The 23,276-nt window shown below is 46.8% G+C and carries 23 protein-coding genes and 3 other annotated features; of the genes, 22 read left to right on the top strand and 1 reads right to left on the bottom strand.

The window, feature by feature from the left end; genetic code table 11:
* Nucleotides 1-7 precede the first annotated feature (7 nt).
* Nucleotides 8-976: a siderophore ABC transporter substrate-binding protein gene (locus WBV27_RS07915; protein ID WP_424200955.1), complete on the top strand. Its 969-nt coding sequence runs from the start codon at nucleotides 8-10 to the stop codon at nucleotides 974-976.
* An 81-nt stretch (nucleotides 977-1,057) separates the two neighbouring features.
* Complete coding sequence (locus tag WBV27_RS07910) at nucleotides 1,058-1,684, top strand: DUF1054 family protein (RefSeq protein WP_424200953.1); 627 nt, start codon at nucleotides 1,058-1,060, stop codon at nucleotides 1,682-1,684.
* Nucleotides 1,685-1,964: 280 nt separating this feature from the next.
* On the opposite strand, the gene rpsD is transcribed toward WBV27_RS07910, so the two are convergent.
* Nucleotides 1,965-2,576 carry a 30S ribosomal protein S4 gene (gene rpsD, locus WBV27_RS07905; protein ID WP_086628311.1) on the bottom strand — a complete coding sequence of 204 codons (612 nt, stop codon included), beginning with the start codon at nucleotides 2,574-2,576 and terminating at the stop codon, nucleotides 1,965-1,967.
* 416 nt (nucleotides 2,577-2,992) lie between these two features.
* Between rpsD and WBV27_RS07900 the strand changes: the two genes are divergently transcribed.
* The 20 genes from WBV27_RS07900 to WBV27_RS07805 all read left to right on the top strand — a co-directional run bounded on the left by WBV27_RS07900 (nucleotide 2,993) and on the right by WBV27_RS07805 (nucleotide 23,021).
* Nucleotides 2,993-4,711 (top strand): septation ring formation regulator EzrA, encoded by a 1,719-nt coding sequence (locus WBV27_RS07900; RefSeq protein WP_424200951.1) that lies wholly within the window; start codon nucleotides 2,993-2,995, stop codon nucleotides 4,709-4,711.
* A gap of 176 nt (nucleotides 4,712-4,887) precedes the next feature.
* Nucleotides 4,888-6,024, top strand: a complete 1,137-nt coding sequence (locus WBV27_RS07895; protein WP_424200949.1) for a cysteine desulfurase family protein — start codon at nucleotides 4,888-4,890, stop codon at nucleotides 6,022-6,024.
* Nucleotides 6,025-6,053: 29 nt separating this feature from the next.
* Nucleotides 6,054-7,268, top strand: coding sequence for a tRNA uracil 4-sulfurtransferase ThiI (gene thiI / locus WBV27_RS07890; protein ID WP_424200947.1), 1,215 nt, complete (start codon nucleotides 6,054-6,056; stop codon nucleotides 7,266-7,268).
* 84 nt (nucleotides 7,269-7,352) lie between these two features.
* Nucleotides 7,353-7,847, top strand: coding sequence for a thiol peroxidase (tpx, locus tag WBV27_RS07885; RefSeq protein ID WP_424200945.1), 495 nt, complete (start codon nucleotides 7,353-7,355; stop codon nucleotides 7,845-7,847).
* 44 nt (nucleotides 7,848-7,891) lie between these two features.
* Nucleotides 7,892-8,116, top strand: a binding site (T-box leader).
* A 62-nt stretch (nucleotides 8,117-8,178) separates the two neighbouring features.
* Nucleotides 8,179-10,827, top strand: coding sequence for a valine--tRNA ligase (locus tag WBV27_RS07880; protein WP_424200943.1), 2,649 nt, complete (start codon nucleotides 8,179-8,181; stop codon nucleotides 10,825-10,827).
* Nucleotides 10,828-10,917: 90 nt separating this feature from the next.
* On the top strand, nucleotides 10,918-12,228 hold the full coding sequence (locus WBV27_RS07875; RefSeq protein ID WP_424200941.1) for a bifunctional folylpolyglutamate synthase/dihydrofolate synthase: 1,311 nt from the start codon (nucleotides 10,918-10,920) through the stop codon (nucleotides 12,226-12,228).
* Between the two features lies 1 nt (nucleotide 12,229).
* Entirely contained in the window at nucleotides 12,230-12,889 is a 660-nt protein-coding gene (locus WBV27_RS07870; protein ID WP_424200939.1) for an HAD family hydrolase, read from the top strand.
* Nucleotides 12,890-12,948: 59 nt separating this feature from the next.
* A complete protein-coding gene (gene radC / locus WBV27_RS07865; protein ID WP_170100137.1) occupies nucleotides 12,949-13,638 on the top strand; it encodes a RadC family protein in 690 nt (229 codons plus the stop codon).
* 188 nt (nucleotides 13,639-13,826) lie between these two features.
* Nucleotides 13,827-14,027 (top strand): cold-shock protein CspD, encoded by a 201-nt coding sequence (gene cspD / locus WBV27_RS07860; RefSeq protein ID WP_086628303.1) that lies wholly within the window; start codon nucleotides 13,827-13,829, stop codon nucleotides 14,025-14,027.
* A gap of 291 nt (nucleotides 14,028-14,318) precedes the next feature.
* Complete coding sequence (locus tag WBV27_RS07855; protein WP_424200974.1) at nucleotides 14,319-15,332, top strand: rod shape-determining protein; 1,014 nt, start codon at nucleotides 14,319-14,321, stop codon at nucleotides 15,330-15,332.
* A 45-nt stretch (nucleotides 15,333-15,377) separates the two neighbouring features.
* Nucleotides 15,378-16,232, top strand: coding sequence for a rod shape-determining protein MreC (gene mreC, locus WBV27_RS07850; RefSeq protein WP_424200936.1), 855 nt, complete (start codon nucleotides 15,378-15,380; stop codon nucleotides 16,230-16,232).
* Complete coding sequence (gene mreD, locus WBV27_RS07845) at nucleotides 16,232-16,756, top strand: rod shape-determining protein MreD (RefSeq protein ID WP_424200934.1); 525 nt, start codon at nucleotides 16,232-16,234, stop codon at nucleotides 16,754-16,756. The genes mreC and mreD overlap by 1 nt, the downstream gene beginning before the upstream one ends.
* 79 nt (nucleotides 16,757-16,835) lie before the next feature.
* Nucleotides 16,836-17,086, top strand: a binding site (T-box leader).
* Between the two features lie 104 nt (nucleotides 17,087-17,190).
* A complete protein-coding gene (locus WBV27_RS07840) occupies nucleotides 17,191-17,988 on the top strand; it encodes an amino acid ABC transporter substrate-binding protein (protein WP_424200932.1) in 798 nt (265 codons plus the stop codon).
* Between the two features lie 54 nt (nucleotides 17,989-18,042).
* Nucleotides 18,043-18,678, top strand: a complete 636-nt coding sequence (locus WBV27_RS07835; protein ID WP_086941783.1) for an amino acid ABC transporter permease — start codon at nucleotides 18,043-18,045, stop codon at nucleotides 18,676-18,678.
* A 15-nt stretch (nucleotides 18,679-18,693) separates the two neighbouring features.
* The gene (locus WBV27_RS07830) at nucleotides 18,694-19,374 is read left to right on the top strand and encodes an amino acid ABC transporter ATP-binding protein (RefSeq protein ID WP_424200930.1); all 681 of its coding nucleotides are present in this window, start codon (nucleotides 18,694-18,696) and stop codon (nucleotides 19,372-19,374) included.
* 194 nt (nucleotides 19,375-19,568) lie between these two features.
* Nucleotides 19,569-19,642: a sequence feature (ribosomal protein L21 leader region), on the top strand.
* A gap of 16 nt (nucleotides 19,643-19,658) precedes the next feature.
* Complete coding sequence (gene rplU / locus WBV27_RS07825; protein ID WP_086628296.1) at nucleotides 19,659-19,967, top strand: 50S ribosomal protein L21; 309 nt, start codon at nucleotides 19,659-19,661, stop codon at nucleotides 19,965-19,967.
* A 14-nt stretch (nucleotides 19,968-19,981) separates the two neighbouring features.
* Nucleotides 19,982-20,317: a ribosomal-processing cysteine protease Prp gene (locus WBV27_RS07820; RefSeq protein WP_424200928.1), complete on the top strand. Its 336-nt coding sequence runs from the start codon at nucleotides 19,982-19,984 to the stop codon at nucleotides 20,315-20,317.
* Between the two features lie 34 nt (nucleotides 20,318-20,351).
* Complete coding sequence (rpmA, locus tag WBV27_RS07815) at nucleotides 20,352-20,636, top strand: 50S ribosomal protein L27 (protein WP_068560128.1); 285 nt, start codon at nucleotides 20,352-20,354, stop codon at nucleotides 20,634-20,636.
* A gap of 130 nt (nucleotides 20,637-20,766) precedes the next feature.
* A complete protein-coding gene (locus tag WBV27_RS07810; protein WP_140186007.1) occupies nucleotides 20,767-21,780 on the top strand; it encodes a class I SAM-dependent methyltransferase in 1,014 nt (337 codons plus the stop codon).
* A gap of 50 nt (nucleotides 21,781-21,830) precedes the next feature.
* Nucleotides 21,831-23,021, top strand: a complete 1,191-nt coding sequence (locus tag WBV27_RS07805) for an acetate/propionate family kinase (RefSeq protein ID WP_424200925.1) — start codon at nucleotides 21,831-21,833, stop codon at nucleotides 23,019-23,021.
* Nucleotides 23,022-23,276 lie beyond the last annotated feature (255 nt).

Below are 23,276 nucleotides of genomic sequence, written 5' to 3'. Positions count from 1 at the left end.
ATGGGAAATGACAAAATGGCAAAAGACAATCATAAGTTTGGCTTCAATCTTCACACTGGCGGCTTGCGGCGCCCAGGAAGGGGCTGCCGATGCGGCAGACTCAACAACAGCGACTTCGACTGCGGAACCCGAAGCAACGGTGACCATCGAGGATGCACGCGGCTCCGTAGAAGTGCCCAAAGACCCGAAAAACGTGGCTGTTTTGGATTTTGGACATTTGGACACATTGATCGCATTGGGTAAAGAGGATGCAGTCACGGGTACAGCGACCGAAAACATGCCGGCTTATCTGGCGGATACAGCAGATCAATTCGAGAATGTAGGGACGCTTAAGGAACCGAATGTGGAGGCGTTGGCGAATTTGGCGCCGGAGCTCATCATCATTTCGAACCGCTTGGTGGACTTTGCGGAACAATTGGAGGAAATCGCACCCGTAGTCGTGCTCAGTGTCGATTACGCGGATTATTGGGGTTCGGTCCAAAAGAACATCACTGCTTTAGGTACTATCTTTGACGAAGAGGCTGCAGCCGATGAAGCCATCGCTACCTTGAACGAAGAGATTGAGGCCGTGCAAGCGAAGACCGCCGGAATAAGCGAGAAAACATTAACGTTGCTCCTGAACGATGGCAGCATGTCCGCTTTCAGCACAGGCTCACGCTTCGGCTTCATTTACGATACATTGGGCTTCACGCCTGTCGATGCAGCGATCGAGGATTCCACGCATGGACAGTCCGTCGGCTATGAAGGGTTGCTGGAAATCAATCCGCAGATTTTATTCGTCGTCGACCGCACAGCGGCAATCGGAACAGCATCAGATGAAAACGCGGCGCTATTGGAGAATGATTTCATCTATCAAACGGATGCTTATAAAAACAATAAAATCATCAATCTGTCCTCCGACTTGTGGTATCTCTCGGGCGGCGGGATAGAATCGTTCCACCTGATGATCGAAGAGATCGCAGCGGAACTCCAGTAAGCAAAAGCGGAATCAAAAGATTGTCGCTCTTCCGGTTTTTTATCTATAATGATGGAAGGAAATCAGAAAGAGGTGCACGGTTTGGAAGGTTATCACTTCAATAAGGAAGACTTCAACGTTTTTGACATTCAGGGACTCGATGAAAGGATGGCAGGCATCCGCGAACGGATCCAGCCCAAGTTCCGGCATTTCGCGGCAGCGGGGGCCCGCCTCATCGCTTTGGAAGAGGGGGCTGAATCGGTTCCCGTGCATGTCGCGAAGCACCTGCGCCGCACGAAACATGCACCCGAGAATACTTGGTGCGCCATCGGTGGGGACGCGAGGGGCTACAAAAAGTATCCGCATTTCCAGATCGGTATTGCGAAAGAGGGGGTCAGCTTCTATCTTTGCCTGATCGATCAACCCGTCAAAGAAAAAGAAATGGCTGCTGCTTTATTGGAGTGGATTCCGGAATTGGAGCAGTTGCCGCATGATTACGTCGTTTCGGTCGACCATACCGTGCCGACTGTGCTGCCGATAGAGGCTGTCGATTGGCAGCCTGTCCTGATCCGGCTACGGGATGTGAAGAAGGCTGAACTGTTGATCGGCCGAAAATTGGCGCCAGCCGATCCGCGGTTGGCGACGGAAGCAGGCACGCTAGCAGTGATGGAGGAGACGCTCCATGAACTGCTGCCGATCTACCGGGCCTGCATGGAACAGTATCGCTAAATGCGGAACCTAAGACAAACCAAAAAAGGACTGAACAGCGGGTTTGATTGCTGTTCAGTCCTTTTTGGCTTGAAAAATATTTTGAGCATCCAAAACGTTGGCTAGCTTCACGGGTTAGCCCTTCGGAAATTAGATAAATCGTACCTATTGCGCTCTGCGATGCTCAGTCGGCACGATTTCCTAAATTTCTTTCAGGGCTGAACGAACCCGTTCCGCTTTTCCTGTACAAAAAAAACGGCAAATTGCTTTGCCGTTTTCTTGAAGCTGATCTCCGGGGAGATTAACCTAATTTGTTGTAGTATTCTACTACGAATGACTCATCGATTTCAGCTGGCAATTCTTCGCGAACTGGCAGACGGTTCAATGAACCTTCGAATGTTTCTGTGTCGAAGGTGATGAAGTCTGGACGTCCGAACAAAGCTTCAGCAGCAGCTTTAACAACTACTAAGTTTTTAGATTTTTCGCGCAAGCCGATTACTTGGCCGACAGACACTTCGTATGAAGGAATATCAACACGTTTGCCATCGACAGTTACGTGACCGTGGTTAACTAATTGACGTGCTTGACGACGAGTAGAAGCTAAACCTAGACGGTAAACTACGTTATCCAAACGTTGTTCCAATAAGATCATGAAGTTAACACCTTGTTTACCTTCTTTGATTTTACCAGCTTTTTTGAATAAAGTTGCGAATTGACGTTCGTTCATGCCGTACATGTGACGCAATTTTTGTTTTTCTTGCAATTGCATAGCATATTCAGATAATTTTTTACGGTTGTTAGGGCCGTGTTGACCTGGAACGTATGGACGACGCTCCAATTCTTTACCTGTTCCCAAAAGGGAGATGCCTAAACGACGAGCCTGTTTCCAGCTTGGTCCTGTATAACGTGACATAATAAAATTCCTCCAATAAATGTTTGATTTTTGGAGTAAAATAAGAATGATAAGTCAGCAATGCGTGCAGTTGATCCTTCAATCTTCACCTTATGCAGCCGCAAGGGTACGCAATTGAACCATCTCACGATGGCGATGAACTGTTGACGCGGGTGCTTCTTTCTCGCTGCATTATTTTACACAAAGGTTATTGTACCAAACAACAGAAGTTAATGCAATGGAAATGTGATGTTTTTCGGACTTTGCCCAGCAGCGGAACGCTTTCACTGTTCCAGGGAAAGGAATTCAGTTCCCCTTATTATTTTCTGGTTTCTGATTGGTTCTTTCTATGTTATACTAAAAAATGAGATATATTGGGCGTTTTCAATTTTAAGATCAAATAAACGAAATTGTCGGAATAGGTGGAGGATTTATTGATGGAGTTTATATACTGGTTAGTAGCGATAATATTGATAGTGTTGATCGGGTACGGTGCGATCATGTATTTGACGAGGCAACAAGCGAATCGGATCAAGGCGATCGATGAGAAGAAACAAAAAGCGATGGCCATACCTGTGGCCGATAACCTGTTCACATTGAAAAATATGAATTTGACAGGTCAAACGAAGCGCACTTATGAAAGTTGGCAAGCTACCTGGCAGACCATCACGCGATTTCAGTATCCTGAAATCGAGGCGGCGCTGGTCAGTGCCGAACAATACATCCAACGCATGAATTTCATCAAGGCGAAACAAGCCATTTCGCAAGCGGATCAACTGATCGACGAAACGAAAAACAGCGTTGAAAAAGTGAACAAGGCACTCGAAAAACTATTGGAAAGTGCACAGGAAAACCGCAAAGAGTTGGAAGAAATCCAGGAACGCTATAATAAAATCCGCAAACAATTATTGGCGCACAGCTTTACATTCGGTCCAGCCATCGAAACGTTGGAGAAAAACCTGAATTACATGGAGTTGGATTTCACGAAATTCAATTCATTGACGAACGAGGGCGACCATATGGAAGCCAAAGAAATCTTATCGCGTATCGAGCAGGATTTGCTTGTTATGGAAGAAGTCGTTGAAAAGATCCCTCAGCTGAACGAAAAAATCAAAACAGAGTACGAAGAACAAGTGAATGATCTGAAAGACGGCTACCAACGCCTGCTGGATGAGAAGTACATTTTCGAAGGCGTGGATGTCTTCGTTGAGATAGCTGCTGTCGAAAAAGAAATCCAGGAAGCAAAAGATTCCATCGGCCTTGCTGATATCAATGAAGCAGGCAAGAAGATGGATAAGGTCGAACGCGATATTGAAGCGGTCTATGCCATCATGGAAAAAGAAATGGAAGCCAAGGATTTTGTGGGTCGTCATACGGCGAATCTGCAGAAGAAAATGGATCATGTCCTGCAAAGCAACCGCTATGTGCTGCTTGAAATCGACCGCGTTTCCCAGAATTATTTCTTGAACAAGAATGAATTGGGACGTGCGCAAGAGTTCGAAGAGCAGTTGCTGAAGGAAAATGAAGCCTTGCGTTATTACGATAAGATGATGAAGGAACATGAAATTTCCTACTCGGTTGTCCGCGAATATTACGAAAAAATCAGCCAACGCCTTTCCGAAATCGACAAGGAACAGTCTGAATTAGTCAGCAACCTCAGTGATCTGCGCAACCGCGAAAAAGAAATCAAAGACAGCATAGATCTGTACGAGTTGGATATGCGCAACATGAAACGGACCATCGAGAAGTACCATCTGCCGGGTTTGCCGAAAATCTATTTGGATCTATTCTTCTCAGTCACGGATCGCATCGAGGATTTGGCTTCCAAGCTGAACCGCGTGAAGATCGACATGGACGAAATCGATGCCATTTCCAAGATGTGCGAAGAGGACATCGAAATGTTGGATAACCAAACGCAAGCGATCGTGGACAATGCGATGCTGACGGAGTATATGATCCAGTACGCAAACCGTTTCCGTCATTCGCATGTGGAAATCGAAAATGCCATCAACAAAGCTTTGGTGCTTTTCCATCGCGAATATGACTACGAAGGTGCGTTGGAGGCTGTCAAAATTCCGCTGAATCGCGTCGAAGCAGGTGCTGCCCGCAAAGTGGAAGAATCCTACCAGGAAGAAAAAAATCGTCGCTACTATTAAATGCTGAACAAACAAATCGAAGGGGTCGGGACATTGTCTCGGCTCCTTTTTTTGGACACTTATTTATGAGAAGGCAATAAAATTCAGCCGTAAGCTTTTAATGGTCAGGCATTTTCTATATAATGGATAGGATGTCCCGATGAGAGTGCAAAGTTATTAAGGAAGTGTAGATAAAGATGATTTATTTTGACAACAGTGCAACAACAAAAATGTATCCGCAAGCTTTGGATACTTACCGGAAGGTCAATGAACAATTTTTTGGCAATCCTTCCAGTCTGCACAGATTAGGCAATGAAGCCGATGCTTTGCTTCAGCAATCGCGTAAACAGATTGCACACTTACTGGGTGCTCAGCCAGATGAAATTTTCTTCACGAGCGGCGGTACAGAGAGCGACAACTGGGCGATCAAAGGCACCGCGATGGAGAAGTTCGCTGCAGGGAAGCACATGATCGCTTCTTCGGTTGAACATCCGGCGGTCACCAAATCGTTGGAGCAGCTGGAAAAGTTAGGCTTTGAAATCAGCTACTTGCCTGTCGACGCGAACGGAATCGTATCCATCGATGAGCTTGAGAAAGTCATTAGGAAAGATACGATCCTGCTCAGTATCATGGCCATCAATAATGAAGTCGGCAGCATCCAGCCGATCGAGGCTATCGGCGAGCTGCTGGAAAATTATCCTTGGGTCCATTTCCATGTGGATGCCGTGCAGGCTGTCGGTGAATGCGAGCCGCTGATCCGACATCCCCGTGTGGATCTCTTATCGCTTTCAGCGCACAAATTCCACGGCCCCAAAGGCGTCGGCATCCTCTACAAGAAACATGGCAAACGGATCGCGCCGTTGTTGACGGGAGGCGGACAAGAATCCGGCATGCGCAGCACGACGGAGAATGTCGGGGGAGTCGCAGCGATGGCTAAAGCCCTGCGCATGACGCTTGAAAGCAGCGAATCAAGCCGGAAACAAGAACGGCTGGTCCGGAGTAAGTTGGTTGCGGCCCTTTCGGAATATGAGGATGTCCGAATCTTTTCACCTGAAGATGGCGCCGGCCATATCCTTTGTTTTGCCATGAAAGGCGTCAGGGGAGAAGTGATGGTCCATGCTTTCGAAAGCCAGGACATCTTCATTTCAACAACCAGCGCCTGCTCGAGCAGAAAGAAAGGCACGCCCTATACGTTGGGGTCGATGGGCGTGCCGGTTTCCTGGAGCCAATGTGCTGTCAGGATAAGTCTTTCCGGCGAGAATACGGAGTCGGAAGCGGAAGCCTTCATTGAACATTTCCGGACGCTGCATGGACAGTTCCAAAAAATACAATAGAATAACTGACAGATAGGAAGAGAACATAAATGGAAACGAACATTCAAATCCGCTTTGGCGAACTGTCGACCAAAGGGAAAAACAAAAAACGTTTTGTCCAACAGTTGGCGCAAAATGTCAGGATGGTCACAAAGGATTATCCGCAGATCAAAATCAAACCCGAGCACGATTTTATGTTGTTGGACCTGAACGGAGCTGATGAGGCCGTCATTATCGAACGCCTGCAGCATGTTTTCGGCATCCAAAACTATTCACCGGTCTATCTGGTTTCGCGTGATCTCGATGAAGTGAAACGGGTTTTGGTGGAGTTGCTTGCCAAAATGGAGACAGCCGGAAAGACATTCAAGATAGCTACGCGTCGTTCGGATCATGCCTACGAGCATGACACGACCTTCATGAATGCTGAGCTGGGGGCAACCGTACTGGATGCTTTCCCTGGCATTTCGGTCAAGATGAAGCAGCCGGACATCCTTGTGCGCGTAGACATCAAGACCAGCGGCATCATGCTCAGTACGCAAACCTATCAAGGGGCTGGCGGATTGCCTGTCGGTTCCAGCGGCAGAGGCATGCTTATGCTTTCCGGAGGCATCGATTCGCCGGTAGCCGGTTATCTCGCCATGAAACGCGGTGTGAAGATTGAGGCAGTGCACTTCCACAGCCCGCCTTACACAAGTCCGCAAGCGTTGCAGAAAGCCAAAGATTTGGCTGCCAAATTGACTAAATTCGGCGGTGAAATCCAGTTCATCGAAGTGCCGTTCACGGAAATCCAGGAAGAAATCAAAGAGAAAGTGCCGGCGGATTATCTGATGACGATCACGCGCCGGATGATGCTGCGGATCACCGATGCCATCAGAGCCGAACGCAAAGGGCTGGCCATCTTTAATGGGGAATCTTTGGCCCAAGTCGCTTCCCAGACGTTGGAGAGCATGATTGCCATCAATGATGTCACAACGACACCGATCATTCGTCCTGTCGCAACGATGGATAAATTGGAAATCATCGATTTGGCGCAGAAAATCGATACCTTTGATTTGTCGGTGCAACCGTTCGAGGACTGCTGTACGATTTTTGCGCCACCATCACCAAAAACGAAACCGCATTTGGATAAGGCCAGACGTTTTGAAGCGAACCTTGATGTGGAACCGCTCGTGGCGCGCGCGGTTGCAGGCATTGTCGTATCAAGCATAACCGGCCGGGAAGACACCGCAAGCCACGACGAGGCTCTCTTTTCAGACTTGCTGTAATCCGCCTTGCAAGAGCGTATCCTTACCATAAATCACCGCTTATCTGTATAATAAGAGTATTATCGGATAAGGGGGAATGTTTTCATGCAAGTGACATTAAAAGGTGAAATTATTGAAGTTTTAGGGACTCAGCCTGTTGTTGGGGAGAAGGCGCCGGCATTTTCGTTGTACAACACAGAAGACGAAAAGGTATCTTTGGATGATTTGCGCGGTTCGGTTGTTCTGATCAGCGTATTCCCGGACATCAACACGAGGGTCTGCGATAATCAAACACGCAAATTCAACGAGACAGCAGCAAATATCGAAGGTGTTACACTGTTGTCAGTTTCGAGAAATACAAAAGAAGAATTAGCCGACTGGTGCTCGGCAAACGGCATCGATATGCAGATGCTGCATGATGACAACGGCGAATTTGCCGAAGCCTACGGACTGAAGGTGCCTCAGATGGGCAACAAGTTGGCCCGCAGCGTGTTCGTCATCGACAAAGAAGGCGTCCTTTCCTACATGGAGATCGTCCCTGAAATATCGACGGAACCAGATGAAGCAGCAGCATTGGCAGCTGCAAAAAATTTACTTTAATCGCATTGAGATTTTAATCAAAAGGTGCTAAACTAGTGAAGTATAAATAAGCGTCGATCAAGAAGAGTAGCTTACCCGGAACCACATAAGAGAGAAAAGCGTTTGGTGAAAGCTTTTTTGGGGAAGGAAAGTGAAGTAGCTTGTGAGCAAGTTGTGTGAAGGTCTGTGGACTGGGTAGCGCAGCTCGGAGTATTCTCCGTTATCAAAAAGAGAGACAGGGATCCGATTCCTGTAATTTAGGTGGTACCGCGATTCATATCGTCCTGCATATTCGTATGCAGGGCGTTTTTTTTCGCAACAAATCAATGTAAAAGAGAGAGGAAGTGGCTGAATGTCTAAAGCAGACGCAATGCCGACAAAGTATCAACCCCAACAAGTAGAAGCTGGGAAATATCAAAAATGGGTGGAAGCGGGGCTGTTCAAGCCTAGCGGCGACAAGAGCAAAAAACCGTATTCGATCGTGATTCCGCCTCCGAACGTAACCGGCAGACTGCACTTGGGCCATGCCTGGGATGTGACGCTGCAGGATATGTTGATCCGCCAAAAACGCATGCAAGGATTCGATACGTTGTGGTTGCCTGGGATGGACCACGCCGGCATCGCCACCCAGGCCAAGGTTGAAGCGAAATTAGCCGAGGATGGCCTTACCCGCTATGACCTGGGCCGGGAAGCCTTTGTCGACAAAGTTTGGGAATGGAAAGAGGATTACGCTAGCGTTATCCGCGAGCAGTGGGGAAAAATGGGCATATCCGTTGATTATGACCGCGAGCGATTCACGCTGGATGAAGGCCTGTCGGATGCGGTCCGCAAAGTCTTCGTCGGCTTGTACGAAAAAGACTTGATCTACCGCGGCGCCTACATCATCAACTGGGATCCCAAAGCGAAAACAGCCTTATCCGATATTGAAGTAATCCACAAAGACGTTCAGGGCGCCTTCTATCACTTCCGCTATCCGATGACGGATGGCTCAGGCTACCTGGAGTTGGCGACTACCCGTCCCGAAACCATGTTGGGCGATACTGCCATCGCAGTTCATCCGGAAGATGCAAGATATCAGCAGTTCATCGGCAAGACCGTGACGTTGCCGCTGGTGAATCGGGAAATCCCGGTCATCGCTGATGATTATGTCGAGATGGACTTCGGGACCGGCGTCGTTAAGATCACGCCGGCGCATGACCCGAACGACTTTGAAGTCGGTTTGCGCCATGATTTGCCGCAAGTGAACGTCATGAACGATGATGCGACGATGAACGAAGCAGCCGGAAAATATGCAGGAATGGACCGTTTTGCAGCGCGCAAAGCGATCATAAAAGATATGGAAGAACTGGGCTATTTGGTCAAAATTGAAGAAATGACCCACAGCGTCGGACATTCGGAACGTACAAACGTTATTGTGGAACCGCGCATCTCGACGCAATGGTTCGTCAAAATGCAGCCATTGGCCGAGCGTGCGGTCGGAAATCAATCCTCAGAAGAAAAAGTTTCCTTCTATCCGGAACGATTTGAGAATACTTTCCTGACTTGGATGGGCAACGTCCATGACTGGGTCATTTCTCGCCAATTATGGTGGGGACATCAAATCCCGGCTTGGTATCATAAAGAAACCGGCGAAATGTACGTAGGCATGGAAGCTCCGAGCGACAGCGAAAACTGGACGCAGGATGAGGATGTTCTGGATACATGGTTCAGTTCAGCACTTTGGCCGTTCTCGACGATGGGCTGGCCGGATGAAGAGGCGGAAGATTTCAAACGTTATTTCCCTACGAGCACTTTGGTGACCGGATATGACATCATCTTCTTCTGGGTAAGCCGGATGATCTTCCAGAGTCTGGAGTTCACCGAAAAGCGTCCGTTTGAGAATGTGCTGATCCATGGTCTGATCCGTGACGAGCAAGGCCGCAAAATGAGCAAATCGCTCGGAAACGGGATCGACCCGATGGATGTTGTCGAAAAATACGGGGCGGATGCTTTGCGCTGGTTCTTGGCGAACGGTTCCGCACCCGGTCAGGATGTCCGCTTCAGCTATGAGAAGATGGATGCATCCTGGAACTTCATCAACAAGATCTGGAATGCCAGCCGTTACGTGCTGCTTAACTTGGAAGACCTGACTTTCGATGATATCGACATCTCAGGGGAAAAGACGATAGCCGATAAATGGATCCTTTCCAGCCTGAACAAGACCATCACAAAAGTGACGGACCTGTTCGAGAAATTTGAATTCGGTGAAGCCGGTCGCTTGTTGTACCGTTTCATCTGGGATGATTACTGCGACTGGTATATCGAAATGTCCAAGGAAGTTCTGCAAGGGGAAAATGAAGAGGCAAAACAGACAACCCGCAGCATCTTGGCGTATGTTTTGGATAATGTGTTGCGCTTATTGCATCCGGTAATGCCGTTCGTCACCGAAGAGATTTGGCAGAATGTACCGCATCAAGGCGATTCCATCGTGACGGCAGCCTATCCGGAAGCAAGGGACAGCTACATCGATGAAGCAGCAGAAGAAGCGATGGAAAAACTGATCGAATTGATCCGTGGCGTCCGCAATGTCCGCGCTGAAATGAACACACCGTTGTCCAAGAAAGTTCCGATGCAGTTGAAAGTGAATGACGAGGAGACCGAAGCGGTTTTCCGCGCCAATGAATCGTACATCTTCCGCTTCTGCAACCCGGATACACTGGAAATCGGCCAACACATCCAGGCAGCCAGCGACGCTGTCACCGCAGTTTTCTCAGGCGGAGAGGTGTATATGCCGTTGGCCGGTCTGATCAAATTGGAAGATGAGATTTCCCGTCTCGAGAAGGAAGCGGAGAAATTGACCAAAGAAGTCGACCGTGTGGAAAGCAAATTGAATAACGAAAAATTCGTCAGCAAAGCCCCGCAGGCTGTAATCGATGGGGAGAAACAAAAAGGAACGGAATACCGCGAAAAATTGGCGGCCGTTGAAGAACGCATCGCTGCCTTGAAAGAACAGTTGGCTTAATAAGAGAATCGAATTGAACAGGAAGAACCCTATTAGCAAGTTCCTTTGTGGATAGGGTTCTTCTTAAATGGAAATGGAGTGAAGCGGTAGATGTTTGCAACTTATGAAGAAGCGATGGAATGGATCCATACCCGCAAAGGCATGGGCCCTAAACCGGGAATAGTCCGGATGAAATGGTTGATGGAAAAACTGGATCACCCGGAACGTAAATTCAGATCCATCCATATTGCCGGAACAAACGGAAAAGGGTCGAATGTTGCTTACTTAAGAAGCCTGTTCATGGCGGCTGGCTATACGGTTGGAACCTTCACCTCGCCGCATATCGTCAGTTTCAATGAAAGGATCGGCGTGAATGGAGCGAACATCCCGGATGAAGACGTATTGGAGCAAGCGAACATCCTGCATGCACTCTATGAGGAAATCAGCCTGACGGATATGGGGCCGCTGACTGAATTCGAAGTTGTGACTGCCATGATGTTCTCCTATTTTGGCTCCCATCCGTGCGATGTTGTGTTGTTGGAAGTCGGTCTGGGCGGTTTGTACGACAGCACGAATGTTGCCGAGCCGGATTTGTCGCTCATCACGACGATAGGCAAAGACCACAGCAATATCCTCGGGGATACCCTGGCGGAGATCGCCTATCAGAAAGCCGGAATCATCAAGCAAGGGACACCTGTCGTCATCGGAAGATTGCCTGAAGAGGCTTTGTCGGTGATGCGGGACACTGCGGAAAAAAAGGCAGCGCCCTTGTATGCATACGGACCGGACTTCAGCGTCACCAATTGGCATGAGGGTTCTGATTACCATGAAGTCTTTGACTTTGTCTCTCCCTTGGCCACTTTTGAGAACCTCGAAATTGCCTTGATGGGTGGCCATCAAGTCGATAACGCAGCCACTGCGCTGCAGACATTCTTGCTGTTCTGCAAAAAACACGCTTTAAGCTACTCGGAGACCACAATCAAAGCGGGACTTCTGGGGACGGCTTGGCCGGTCCGGATGGAGATCGTTTCGCAAGAACCGTTTGTCATGCTGGATGGTGCCCACAATATCCCGGCTATGGAAGTGCTGACTGAAGCGATCAAGAAGAAGTTTTCTGACAAAGATATCACCATTCTGTTGGCGGCGTTGGCGGATAAGGACCTGGAGGAAATGGGCCAGTTGATCAAGTCGATCCCGGACAGCAAGCTGTACGTGACCAGTTTCGATTTCCCAAGGGCTGCCTCAGTCAAGGAACTGTGCGAGCGGATGAGCGTGCCAGAAGCTGAGGCCTATGAAGATTGGCGCTTTGCGATCGATGATCTGAAGGCGAAACAATCCGAAGAGGGCATGTTGCTGATTACAGGCTCACTGTATTTTCTTTCCGAAGTAAGGCATTATTTATTAAAGAATAAGGAGTTATGAGATGCGTAAAAAAGCGGTCATTTTTGATATGGATGGACTGATGTTCGATACGGAAACGTTGGGCTATCAGGCGCAAGGCGAATTGGCTGAAGAGTTGGCTTTGCCGATAGCGTTCGACTTCGACTATTACCTGAAGCAAGTAGGGCGATCCGATAAGGATGTGATGCCCGAATTGGCATCCGACTTCGGCGACGCTGAACTGGCGGAGCGATTCCTGAGGAAAATGAAGAAGAGGCAGACAGACATCGCCTCCGAGCAGGGACTTCCGATCAAAAAAGGCCTTTATGATCTGCTGGCCTTTCTGAAGGAGGAGGGCGTGGTGTGCGTCGTTGCTTCCAGCAGCCGGAGGAGAGAAGTCAGCTTTTACCTTGAGTTGGCTGATATTTCGCAGTACTTCCGCTACCAAGTCTGCGGGGATGAAGTGTCCTTCGCAAAACCGGATCCGGAAATTTTCCTGAGCGCCTGGAAACCCCTCGACATTCCGAAAGAAGACTGTCTCATCCTGGAAGATTCGCTTAATGGCATCCGTGCGGCCTATGACGCGGGCATTGAAGTGATCATGATCCCGGATCTGATTGTTCCCGATGACGAAGCGAAAGCAAAAACGACGGCCATTTTGCCGGACCTGCACGCGGTCATGGATTGGCTGAAAGAGAAATAACCTGTTCCGCCCCTTCCTGCGTATCTATTGAGTAGACGGAAGGAAAGGGGTAAAACAGGATGGTGCAAGAAACAAATCTGCTGATGGAGGTTCCGAAAGCCTCGCGCCCGCGTGAAAGATTGGATCAATTCGGAGAAAAAGCCCTGGCGACGCATGAATTATTGGCGATCATTCTGCGGACGGGGCCTAGGGACAGCAATGTCATGCAGTTGGCATTACGGGTGCTGAATGAGTTCGAAGATCTGCATTCCTTGAAGATGGCCTCATTGGAAGAGTTGACTTCAATCCACGGAATCGGCCGAACCAAAGCAATCGAAATCAAGGCCTGTGTCGAGTTGGGAGTGCGCGTAGCCAATGCCACGCAATTGAAGAGCGGAACGATCACCTCGACGCAAAGTGCCGGAACGCTGCTGCAGAAAGAGATGCGCGATCTCCAGCAGGAGCACGTGGTGGCTGTCTATCTGAACACAAAGAACGAAATCATCAAGAAGAAGACGATATTCATCGGCAGTCTGAACAGTTCGGTTGCGCATCCGCGCGAGATTTTCCGGGAGGCGGTAAGGTTTGCGGCGGCGAGGATCATCCTCGCGCACAATCATCCTTCCGGGAATCCCGATCCCTCGGAGGCTGATCTAGTCTTTACCCGCAGGATGGTGGAATGCGGAGAAATGATGGGGATTGAGATCCTCGATCACTTCATCATTGGGGTCGATGATTATCTCAGCCTGCGGGAATACGGCATCATTTAGTCCGATTCAGTGAATGTTTACGTAGATGGAAATGAAAATTTGGTGGCAAAAAACTTGCAATATCGGAAAACCTGATATATCATTATATTAGTGTTTTTGTTTGGTAAAGAATAGATTGTCTTGAACATTCCTATCGTACCAAAAGCAAGAATCACATTTTTAGTGCTTTGCACGAGGAGGAATTTTTCATGGAAAAAGGAACAGTAAAATGGTTTAACGCAGAAAAAGGTTTTGGATTTATCGAACGCGAAAGCGGAGACGACGTATTCGTACATTTCTCAGCTATCTTGGGTGACGGATTCAAATCATTAGAAGAAGGACAAGCAGTTTCATTCGAAATCGTTGATGGAAACCGTGGACCGCAAGCTTCTAACGTAGAAAAAATCTAATTTTCCTTAACTTAAGCGATCAAGGGGTCCGGGACACTGTCTCGGGCCCTTTTTAAATGCCGACCTGCTGGAGGAGTCACTGTGGTTCGTGTAGATATATTGTGTCAATTAGGGTGAGTTATTTGCGTCAGCATTACCGATTGACGGCATTCCTGTCAAATAGATTAATTCTTTCTTTTGTTTGTTACATTGATGTTTTTCTTGTTCCGGTTTGTGGTAAAATAGAAAAGAATTTGTTTGTGGGAGAGTTTGTAGTCAATCAGACGGAAGGATGAGAAGTACTTGGTAAGTTTGAATTTTAAGGGTAAAAACATCGGAATTGATTTAGGTACGGCCAATACGATCGTCTTCATAGCCGGCAAGGGCATCGTGATCAGAGAACCTTCTGTCGTCGCCAAAAATATCCATACGGGGGAGATTCTGTCCGTTGGGGAAGAGGCTTTCCAGATGCTTGGCAGGACACCCGGAACCATTGTGGCATCACGCCCGATGAAGGAAGGCGTCATTGCGGATTATGATACAACTGTCGCAATGATGAAATATTTCATCAAAAAAGCGACTGGAAATGCATTCATCAAACCTTACGTGATGGTCTGCGTCCCGAGTGGTGTGACGGAAGTCGAGAAACGGGCAGTTCTTGATGCCACCCGGACAGCCGGCGCCAAAGAAGCTTTCATCATAGAGGAGCCTTTCGCTGCCGCGGTGGGTGCCGGACTTCCGGTGCATGCGCCTACAGGCAATATGGTGGTGGACATCGGTGGCGGGACGACGGATGTCGCGACGATTTCGCTCGGAGGAATCGTTACGAGCCGATCCAGTACAGCCGGTGGCGATCGTATGGATGAGGCAATCATTCAATTCATACGCAAAAAATACGGTCTGTTGATCGGCGAGCGGACTGCCGAGAACATCAAAATAACGATCGGTTGTGCCGACATCGAAAAGGCAGCTTCCTACGGATCCATGGAAATAAGGGGCCGGGATATGGTCAATGGCCTGCCCAAGACTTTGGAGATCCATGCCGAGGATGTAGCGGTTGCAATCCATGATGTGGTCGAGAACATCATCCTTTCCGTGAGGGAAGTGCTGGAAGAGACTCCTCCCGAAATATCTGCTGACGTCATCGATCATGGCATCGTTTTGACAGGCGGTGGGGCTTTGTTGAAGAACATTGCTGAAGTCATTTCGGCGGAAGCGGAAGTTCCTGTATTTATCGCCAACGATCCATTGGATTGCGTTTCCATCGGGACAGGCGAAACATTGAAGAATATCAACGTGTACAAGCGTAAAAATTTAAGGCATTAAGAAAATGAATGTAATTGAAAGTGATGTACGAAATGAGGTGTCAATGTGAATCAGTTTTTTAACAACAAAAAATTGATTATCCTATTGATCAGTGTGATCACCTTTATCAGCTTGATAGCATATTCTCTCACCAACAACAGAGAAGATACATCGATACCGCAACAAGTAGGGAACGATGTGACAGGCTCCATTGCGAGAATATTTTCTAAGCCAGCGGAAGTAGTGGCGAATTTTGTTGATTCAGTCGATAACCTGATGAATACGTATGAAGAAAACCAATCTTTAAAAAGTAAAATTGATACCGTTTATGAGCTGCAAGTGAAAGTCTATAATCTGGAGCAAGAAAATGCACGGATGCAGGAAGAACTTGAGCTAAAAAGCACTTTATCAGAATATGAACAAATCAATGCTTCTGTGGTATCCCGCAACCCGGACAGTTGGCTGAACCAAATCGTCATCGATAAAGGATCCAAGGACGGGGTGGAGGTCGACATGTCAGTGATGGCCGGAAACGGTCTGATCGGCCGTGTATCCGAAGTCAACTCAACCAGCGCGAAAGTGCTTTTGTTGACCACTTCAAACGATACGACCAACCGTGTGTCAGCTGAAATCCAAACTGAATCCGGACCTGTTCATGGCATCGTCAATGGCTATGATGAGAACACGAAGATGCTTTCCATGTCCCAAATTGCCCCGGATGCAGTGATCAATCCTGGCGACAGTGTGATCACATCAGGCTTGGGCGGCGTTTCGCCAAGCGCCTTGCTGATCGGCACCGTCAAAGAAGTATCCATGGACAGCTACGGCCTGTTCAAACAGGTGACGATCGAGCCTGCCGGAGAGGTTTATAATATCCGCTTCGTGACGGTCATCAAACGGCTGAGCGGGAGTGGTGAGTGATGGTGCAGAACAGATCTTTGCATCACACTTATTTCATCCCCGTGATGCTTTACTTGCTTTTGATTTTGGATGGCTTTTTGATCAATGCCTTTCCGGGCCAGTTCGTCAGTGAAGAGTATATCCTTGTGCCGCACTTGGCTCTGTTCGGATTCGTGCTTTTTGCCTACTATTTCCCCAAACAGCCGATGCAGTTGTACGCAGTTTTGTTCGGGCTGTTGTTCGACAGTTATTACAGCGGCATTTTGGGCGTTTACGCAGTCGCTTTTGCGGTGATCGTGTACTTCGTGAAGAAAATGCAGAAATATTTGACGGAAAATGTTTTCGTGTTGGCTCTGTTGTTCATCTTAGCGATCGTTTTGGTTGATTCATTCGTTTTTGGCTTTTACAGCTTGATTGACATTACGCAGCTTGATTTCAGTGCATTCGCTTCTGAGCGTCTGGGACCGACCATCGTATTGAATATTGTGCTGTTCATTGTAATATATTACCCATTGTTTAAACTTGTGGGCTGGATGTACGACTGACCATGATGAGAAATGAATGAGATCTTTTTTAATGAAATGCTTGCATTTAACGAACGCTGTGGTATTATTGTCTTAAATTCTAAATGCAATGAAGAGAAAAAGTAACTTTTGGCTATTTCCAGAGAGTTTGCGGGTGGTGTGAGCAGACAATAGAAACCAGTGAAATCACGTCTCTGAGCAAGAATGCCGAAAAGACAGCATCCGCTGCCCTTAGTAGGTTGACTCGGTTGTGCCCGTTACAGCACTGACGTTTCGAATGGAACGTTATGAGGCGGTTTCTGTGAAGATGCCGCAAAAAAAGGTGGAACCACGACTTCAATCGTCCTTTAACTTTCAGCAGGAAGTTAGAGGGCTTTTTTTATTGGAAACGGCTTGATGAGGGGCCACCACAAAATTAGGTAATAAAAAAGTACACATATATGGAGGAGAAGAATATGAAAAAATTAGCATTAATGTTGTTGGCGTCTACAAGTTTATTGGCTGCATGCGGTGGAGGAGCTGCTGAGGATTCTTCTGCAACCGGATCGGAAGATTCAGGAATCAAAGAAACACTGGTGATGGGGTTGGACGATACTTTTGCACCTATGGGTTTCAAAGATGAGAGCGGCGAAATCGTCGGCTTTGATGTTGACTTGGCGAAAGAAGTCGCTGAACGCTTGGATGTTGAAATCACTTTCCAGCCGATCGATTGGGCAATGAAGGAAACCGAATTGGATTCCGGTAACATCGACATGATCTGGAATGGCTATTCCATCACGGAAGAACGCAAAGAGAAAGTGCTTTTCACAGAACCGTATCTGAACAACAGCCAAATCATCGTCACAATGGCGGACAGTGATATCAAGACAAAAGCCGATTTGGCCGGAAAAGTAGTCGCGACGCAACAAGGATCTGCAGCATTTGATGCCATCAATGCCGACGAAACGGGAATTGCAGCTGAGTTTGATGGGGGCGCGCCGATTGTGTACCCTACTTTCAATGACGTTTTCAACGACTTGGAAAGCGGCCGCAGTGATGCAATCGTCGTTGATGAAGTGTTGGGCCGTTACACCATGAAACAAAAAGGCGAGGAAAAGTATGCCGTTCTTACCGATAACTTTGGCGATGAAGAATATGGTGTGGGTGTCCGCAAGGAAGATGTCACACTGAAAGAAGCGATTGACGAAGCGTTGAATGACATGCGTGAAGATGGAACGTACGATGAAATCTACACAACTTGGTTCGCTGAATAACAAATGGTTCTACAGTGAATAACGAAAATAAAGGGTAAGAAAGAGGTTTATGAAATGGACTTGATACAGACGATACTGCCATCATTGCTTGACGGCTTGAAGATGACACTTACGTTGTTCTTCATCATAGGGATATCCAGCATTCCGTTAGGATTTCTGATTGCCGTCATCCGGGTTTACGGACCCAAGTGGCTGGGTTTTCTGATCCAGATATATGTCTTCATCATGAGAGGGACGCCATTGCTGTTGCAATTGATGTTTGTTTTCTTCGGTTTGCCGCTGATAGGCATCACGTTGGATCGTTTTTCGGCAGCAATTCTGGCATATATGATCAACTATGCCGCCTATTATGCGGAAATCTTCCGCGGAGGTATCACTGCTGTTCCGAAAGGGCAGTTCGAGGCCATTTCGGTGTTGGGTATCGGTAAGGTCAGAGGGTTTTTCAAAATCATCATTCCACAGGTCACCAAGATCGTATTGCCATCTGTAGGGAATGAAGTGATTGCGCTAGTAAAAGATACATCTTTGGTTTATGTCATCGGTCTCGGGGAACTGTTGCGGGCAGGGCAGATTGCCGCGAACACGTATGCTTCGTTAGTGCCGTTCCTGGCAGTGGGTATCGTCTATTTATCCGTTACGGCTGTCATTACGGTGCTGCTGAATAAACTTGAATCCAAAGGGAACTTTTAGGGGGGAGCGGCAATCATGTTATTAAATGCGATGAATTTAACAAAGTCTTATCATGACATAACCGTAATCGATGATTTTTCATTCCACATCGATTCCAATGAAATTGTTGTGCTTGTGGGGCGTTCCGGTACTGGGAAAACGACCTTGATGCGCTTGCTCAATAATCTTGAAAGAACAGACCAAGGCACCATTTCGATCGAGGATGCTGTCTTGTGTAAACAAGGGTTGAAGGGCGCAGAATATGCAGACCGCAAAAAAAGACGCCTTTACCAAAACAAAATCGGCATGGTGTTCCAGGATTACGCTTTGTTCCCGAACCTTACTGTGCTGGACAATCTGCTGGAGGCGCCGCTTGCCCAAAAATTGGGCAGCCGCGAAGAACTGGCGGCAAAAGCTGCCGGATTGTTGAAACAAATGGGATTGGAAGACAAATTGAATGCGATGCCGTCGACTTTATCCGGGGGCCAGAAGCAAAGGGTTGCGATCGCCCGGGCGATGATGCTGAATCCGCGCGTGCTTTGTTTTGACGAACCGACTTCTGCGCTTGATCGTGAATCTTCCGACAGCATCGGAAAGCTGATCCAGGAAATTGCAGCAGGAGGAACCGGCATCCTGATCGTTACGCATGATACCGAGTTCGGTCAACAATATGGTACCCGGATCGTATCCTCAAGTGAATTCGTCAAGAACCGTTAAGGATATTGTGAAGACTAGGGCATGTCCGCAGAAAATTGGACAGTCCAAACAAGAAACAGGGCAGCTGCCCTGTTTTTTGTTTTACCATTTTTGGTCCTCCGTGAGGTAAATGGCGACTTATTTGACGAATGTTTTGATTTTGGTTGACTTGAGGCTGGTTTTTTGATAAGCTATTAATGTTGTAAATGTGCGCACCACGGCTACAACCGCACGAATGGGAGTCATAAGACCTTAAAGGGCACTTCGTTTGGCGAGTCTAAGTAAAATAAGGAGGTGCAGAGAATATGTACGCAATTATCGTAACAGGTGGTAAACAATTAAAAGTTGAAGTTGGACAAGCGATCTACATTGAAAAATTAGATGCTGAAGCTGGTGATAAAGTAACTTTTGATGAAATCGTATTTGTAGGTGGAGAAGAAACCAAAATTGGCGCTCCATTCGTAACAGGTGCTTCTGTAGAAGGCACTGTTGAAAAACAGGGCAAAGAAAAGAAAGTAACTACTTTCAAATACAAGAGAAGAAAAGATACACACCGCAAGCAAGGTCATCGTCAACCTTATACAAAAGTAATCATTGACGCAATCAAAGCATAAGAGTGTGAATAATCATGATTGAAGTGAAATTTAAAGAAGATGACTATGGCAACCTGCTTTCTTTCGAGATTACGGGACATGCCGGGTATGGGGTAGCAGGTGAAGATATTATCTGTGCCGCTGTTTCTGTACTGGCCATCGAAACTGTGAATAGCGTTGAACGTTTAGCCGGTTACCAGATGCTTGTTGATGAAGCTGATGATGAAGGCGGGTATCTCTATGCGGAAATACTTTCCGAAAGGGAAGCGGAACAGCAATACATTACGCAAATTTTACTGAAGCATCTATTCTATTCGCTGGAAGATGTCGCTCAGACATATCCGGATTATGTGACCATAAAAATGCAATAAAAACTGTACTACTTAATAAGGAGGTGCAAACCACATGTTGAAATTGAATCTACAATTGTTCGCCCACAAAAAAGGGGGCGGATCTACTACCAACGGACGTGAGTCCCAATCTAAACGTTTAGGCGCTAAACGTGCAGACGGACAAACAGTAACTGGCGGATCGATTTTGTACCGTCAACGCGGAACAAAAATCCATCCAGGTACTAACGTCGGTATCGGTGGAGATGACACTCTATTTGCAAAAGTTGACGGTGTCGTTCGTTTCGAACGTTTAGGCCGTGACAAAAAACAAGTTTCTGTATACCCTACAGCTAAATAATACTTGTACTTTTGCCGATCAACCAATTACATACACACAAAAAACCTTGCGGGGGCAAATGATCATTCACTTCCTTCGCAGGTTTTTTTGTATTTTACAAAACAACAAAAAGTAAGGGACGGTGAACGACTTGAAAGCAACAAATGTTGAGAGTCTTTTCGGTTTAATGGATGAAGCCATCAAATTACTTCAAACGGAAGCTGAACTTTCATATGTAGAAGCGTTGTCCGAAACGCTGGAAAATCTTTCCTTTGAAGGGAAAGCACAACAAGTGGAAGGCTTGCCTTCAAACGAGGCAGTCGAACGATTGAATAGACTCTACAAAAAGATGAACATGGATGCATTGGATAAGGAAATCATCCGCAAGAGCATCCAATTGACTTTCATCAAGGCAACGAAAGAAGACAAGCTCCAGATGAATCATCAAATGACACCGGACACGATTGCGTATCTGATCGCTTATTTCATCGGAGAAATAAAAAAAGATAAGACAGAAAAACTGCATGTTTCAGACCTGGCTGCAGGGACAGGGAATCTTCTCAATATCGTTCTGGCGCATTTGGCAAGCAGAGGCAATGAAGTGACTGCGGAAGCAGTTGACAACGATGACCTGTTGATCAGTGTCGCGGCGAACAGCGGATCCTTGATGGGATTGTCCGAAAAAATCCATTACACCCATTCGGACAGCCTGCAGGAACTGTTGATTGCGCCTTCCGATATCATGGTATCAGATTTTCCAATCGGATATTATCCTGTAAACGAGCGCGCAAAAAACTACAAAACAGCTTTTTCGGAAGGAAATTCTTTTGCGCATTTCTTAATGTTTGAACAAAATGTGAACTATTTGAAAGAATCCGGTTGGGGGATTTTTATCGTTCCTTCTGACATTTTTGAAACAGATAAAACATCTGTATTAATGGGGTGGTTGAAGGAAACCGTTCATATACAGGCATTTTTGAGCCTTCCGGAAGATCTGTTCCACAAAAATGGAATGAAAAAATCAATCATTATTGTTCAAAAAAATGGTGAAAAATCGATTCAAGCCGAACAAGTGCTTTTGGGGGAAATTCCAGATCTTAAAAACGCACAAAAGATGCAATCTTTCCTGGATATTTTCCACAATTGGAGCGCAAAGATGATATAATATTTATTAGAGATATAAGAAAAATCAGTCAATTTAAAGGAGAGAAAAAAATGTCAAAAATCATCGCTATCAATGCTGGTAGCTCAAGCTTGAAATTTACATTATACGCTATGCCTGATCAGGAAGTTCTTGCAACCGGAATTATCGAAAGAATCGGTTTGAACGATTCCGTCTTCACAATCAAACACGGAGAAGGCGAAAAATTCCAAGTAACGGAAGATATTGCGAACCATGAGATCGCGGTACATAACTTACTGGATCAATTATTAGCACTAAACATCATTTCAAGCTACGATGAGATCACAGGCGTCGGCCACCGTGTCGTTGCCGGCGGCGAAATCTTCAAAGATTCCGCGCTTGTGGATGATCTTGTCCTGGAACAAATCGAAGAACTGGCTGAATTGGCGCCGTTGCATAACCCAGCGAACGCTACTGGAATCCGTGCATTCAAGAAATTGTTGCCTGAAATCACAAGTGTTGCTGTATTCGACACATCTTTCCATACAACAATGCCGAAAGTAAACTACCTATACAGCATCCCGATGGATTACTATGAAAAATATGCTGCCAGAAAATACGGCGCACACGGAACAAGCCACAAATACGTTGCTGAACGCGCTGCCGAAATGTTGGGCAGACCGATCGAAGAGTTGAAGATCGTTACATGCCATATCGGTAACGGCGGTTCCATCACTGCTGTCCAAGGCGGAAAATCAATCGACACATCCATGGGCTTCACGCCATTGGCAGGTATCACAATGGGAACTCGCTCAGGCGACATCGATGCATCTTTGATCGCATATTTGATGGGCAAACTGGGCATCACGGATATCAACGAATTCGTTGACATCCTGAACAAAAAATCAGGTCTGTTGGGACTTTCCGGCGTATCAAGCGATATGCGCGATGTTGAAACAGCAGCAGAAAACGGAAATGACCAAGCTCAAATCGCATTGGATATCTTCTACAACCGTATCCAAAAATATATCGGACAATACGTTGCAATCATGAACGGTGTGGATGCGATCGTCTTCACTGCCGGCGTTGGTGAAAATTCTGCACCTACCCGTAAAATCATCATCGATGGCATTTCTTGGTTCGGTTGCAAAATCGACGATGAGAAGAACAATGTCCGCGGCGTTGAAAGAATCATTTCAACTGACGATTCAAAAGTGAAAGTATTGTTGATCCCTACAGATGAAGAGTTGATGATCGCTCGCGACGTCGTACGCTTCAGCTAAAAATAGTCATTCAAAATAAAAATTCCGTTATGCCAACTACTGGCATAACGGAATTTTTTTGGTTCTTTTAAAGGAAAGTATAAAAAATTTCGAATCCAAAAGTGCATCACCTTTGGTGCTAGACAGATTTGTAAAGTGTTCCATGCATCCAACAATGATGGCTAGCTTCACGGGTTAGCCCTTCGGAAATTAGATAAATCGTACCTATTGCGCTCTACGATGCTCAGTCGGCACGATTTCCTAAATTTCTTTCAG

The organism is Trichococcus sp., from assembly GCF_049589555.1.
Taxonomy (GTDB): domain Bacteria; phylum Bacillota; class Bacilli; order Lactobacillales; family Aerococcaceae; genus Trichococcus.
The sequence above is the reverse complement of the archived record's forward strand: the minus strand, read 5'-3'. Positions and strand labels throughout refer to the sequence as shown.

Bases quoted from the DNA above. Each gene is read 5' to 3' on its own strand.
- radC (WP_170100137.1), top strand. From the start codon at position 12,949: ATGGTGCAAGAAACAAATCTGCTGATGGAGGTTCCGAAAGCCTCGCGC.
- WBV27_RS07900 (WP_424200951.1), top strand. From the start codon at position 2,993: ATGGAGTTTATATACTGGTTAGTAGCGATAATATTGATAGTGTTGATC.
- mreD (WP_424200934.1), top strand. From the start codon at position 16,232: ATGGTGCAGAACAGATCTTTGCATCACACTTATTTCATCCCCGTGATG.
- WBV27_RS07870 (WP_424200939.1), top strand. From the start codon at position 12,230: ATGCGTAAAAAAGCGGTCATTTTTGATATGGATGGACTGATGTTCGAT.
- WBV27_RS07840 (WP_424200932.1), top strand. From the start codon at position 17,191: ATGAAAAAATTAGCATTAATGTTGTTGGCGTCTACAAGTTTATTGGCT.
- WBV27_RS07820 (WP_424200928.1), top strand. From the start codon at position 19,982: ATGATTGAAGTGAAATTTAAAGAAGATGACTATGGCAACCTGCTTTCT.
- WBV27_RS07880 (WP_424200943.1), top strand. From the start codon at position 8,179: ATGTCTAAAGCAGACGCAATGCCGACAAAGTATCAACCCCAACAAGTA.
- rpmA (WP_068560128.1), top strand. From the start codon at position 20,352: ATGTTGAAATTGAATCTACAATTGTTCGCCCACAAAAAAGGGGGCGGA.
- WBV27_RS07915 (WP_424200955.1), top strand. From the start codon at position 8: ATGACAAAATGGCAAAAGACAATCATAAGTTTGGCTTCAATCTTCACA.
- WBV27_RS07875 (WP_424200941.1), top strand. From the start codon at position 10,918: ATGTTTGCAACTTATGAAGAAGCGATGGAATGGATCCATACCCGCAAA.
- rpsD (WP_086628311.1), bottom strand. From the start codon at position 2,576: ATGTCACGTTATACAGGACCAAGCTGGAAACAGGCTCGTCGTTTAGGC.
- WBV27_RS07895 (WP_424200949.1), top strand. From the start codon at position 4,888: ATGATTTATTTTGACAACAGTGCAACAACAAAAATGTATCCGCAAGCT.
- WBV27_RS07805 (WP_424200925.1), top strand. From the start codon at position 21,831: ATGTCAAAAATCATCGCTATCAATGCTGGTAGCTCAAGCTTGAAATTT.
- rplU (WP_086628296.1), top strand. From the start codon at position 19,659: ATGTACGCAATTATCGTAACAGGTGGTAAACAATTAAAAGTTGAAGTT.
- thiI (WP_424200947.1), top strand. From the start codon at position 6,054: ATGGAAACGAACATTCAAATCCGCTTTGGCGAACTGTCGACCAAAGGG.
- cspD (WP_086628303.1), top strand. From the start codon at position 13,827: ATGGAAAAAGGAACAGTAAAATGGTTTAACGCAGAAAAAGGTTTTGGA.
- tpx (WP_424200945.1), top strand. From the start codon at position 7,353: ATGCAAGTGACATTAAAAGGTGAAATTATTGAAGTTTTAGGGACTCAG.
- WBV27_RS07830 (WP_424200930.1), top strand. From the start codon at position 18,694: ATGTTATTAAATGCGATGAATTTAACAAAGTCTTATCATGACATAACC.
- WBV27_RS07835 (WP_086941783.1), top strand. From the start codon at position 18,043: ATGGACTTGATACAGACGATACTGCCATCATTGCTTGACGGCTTGAAG.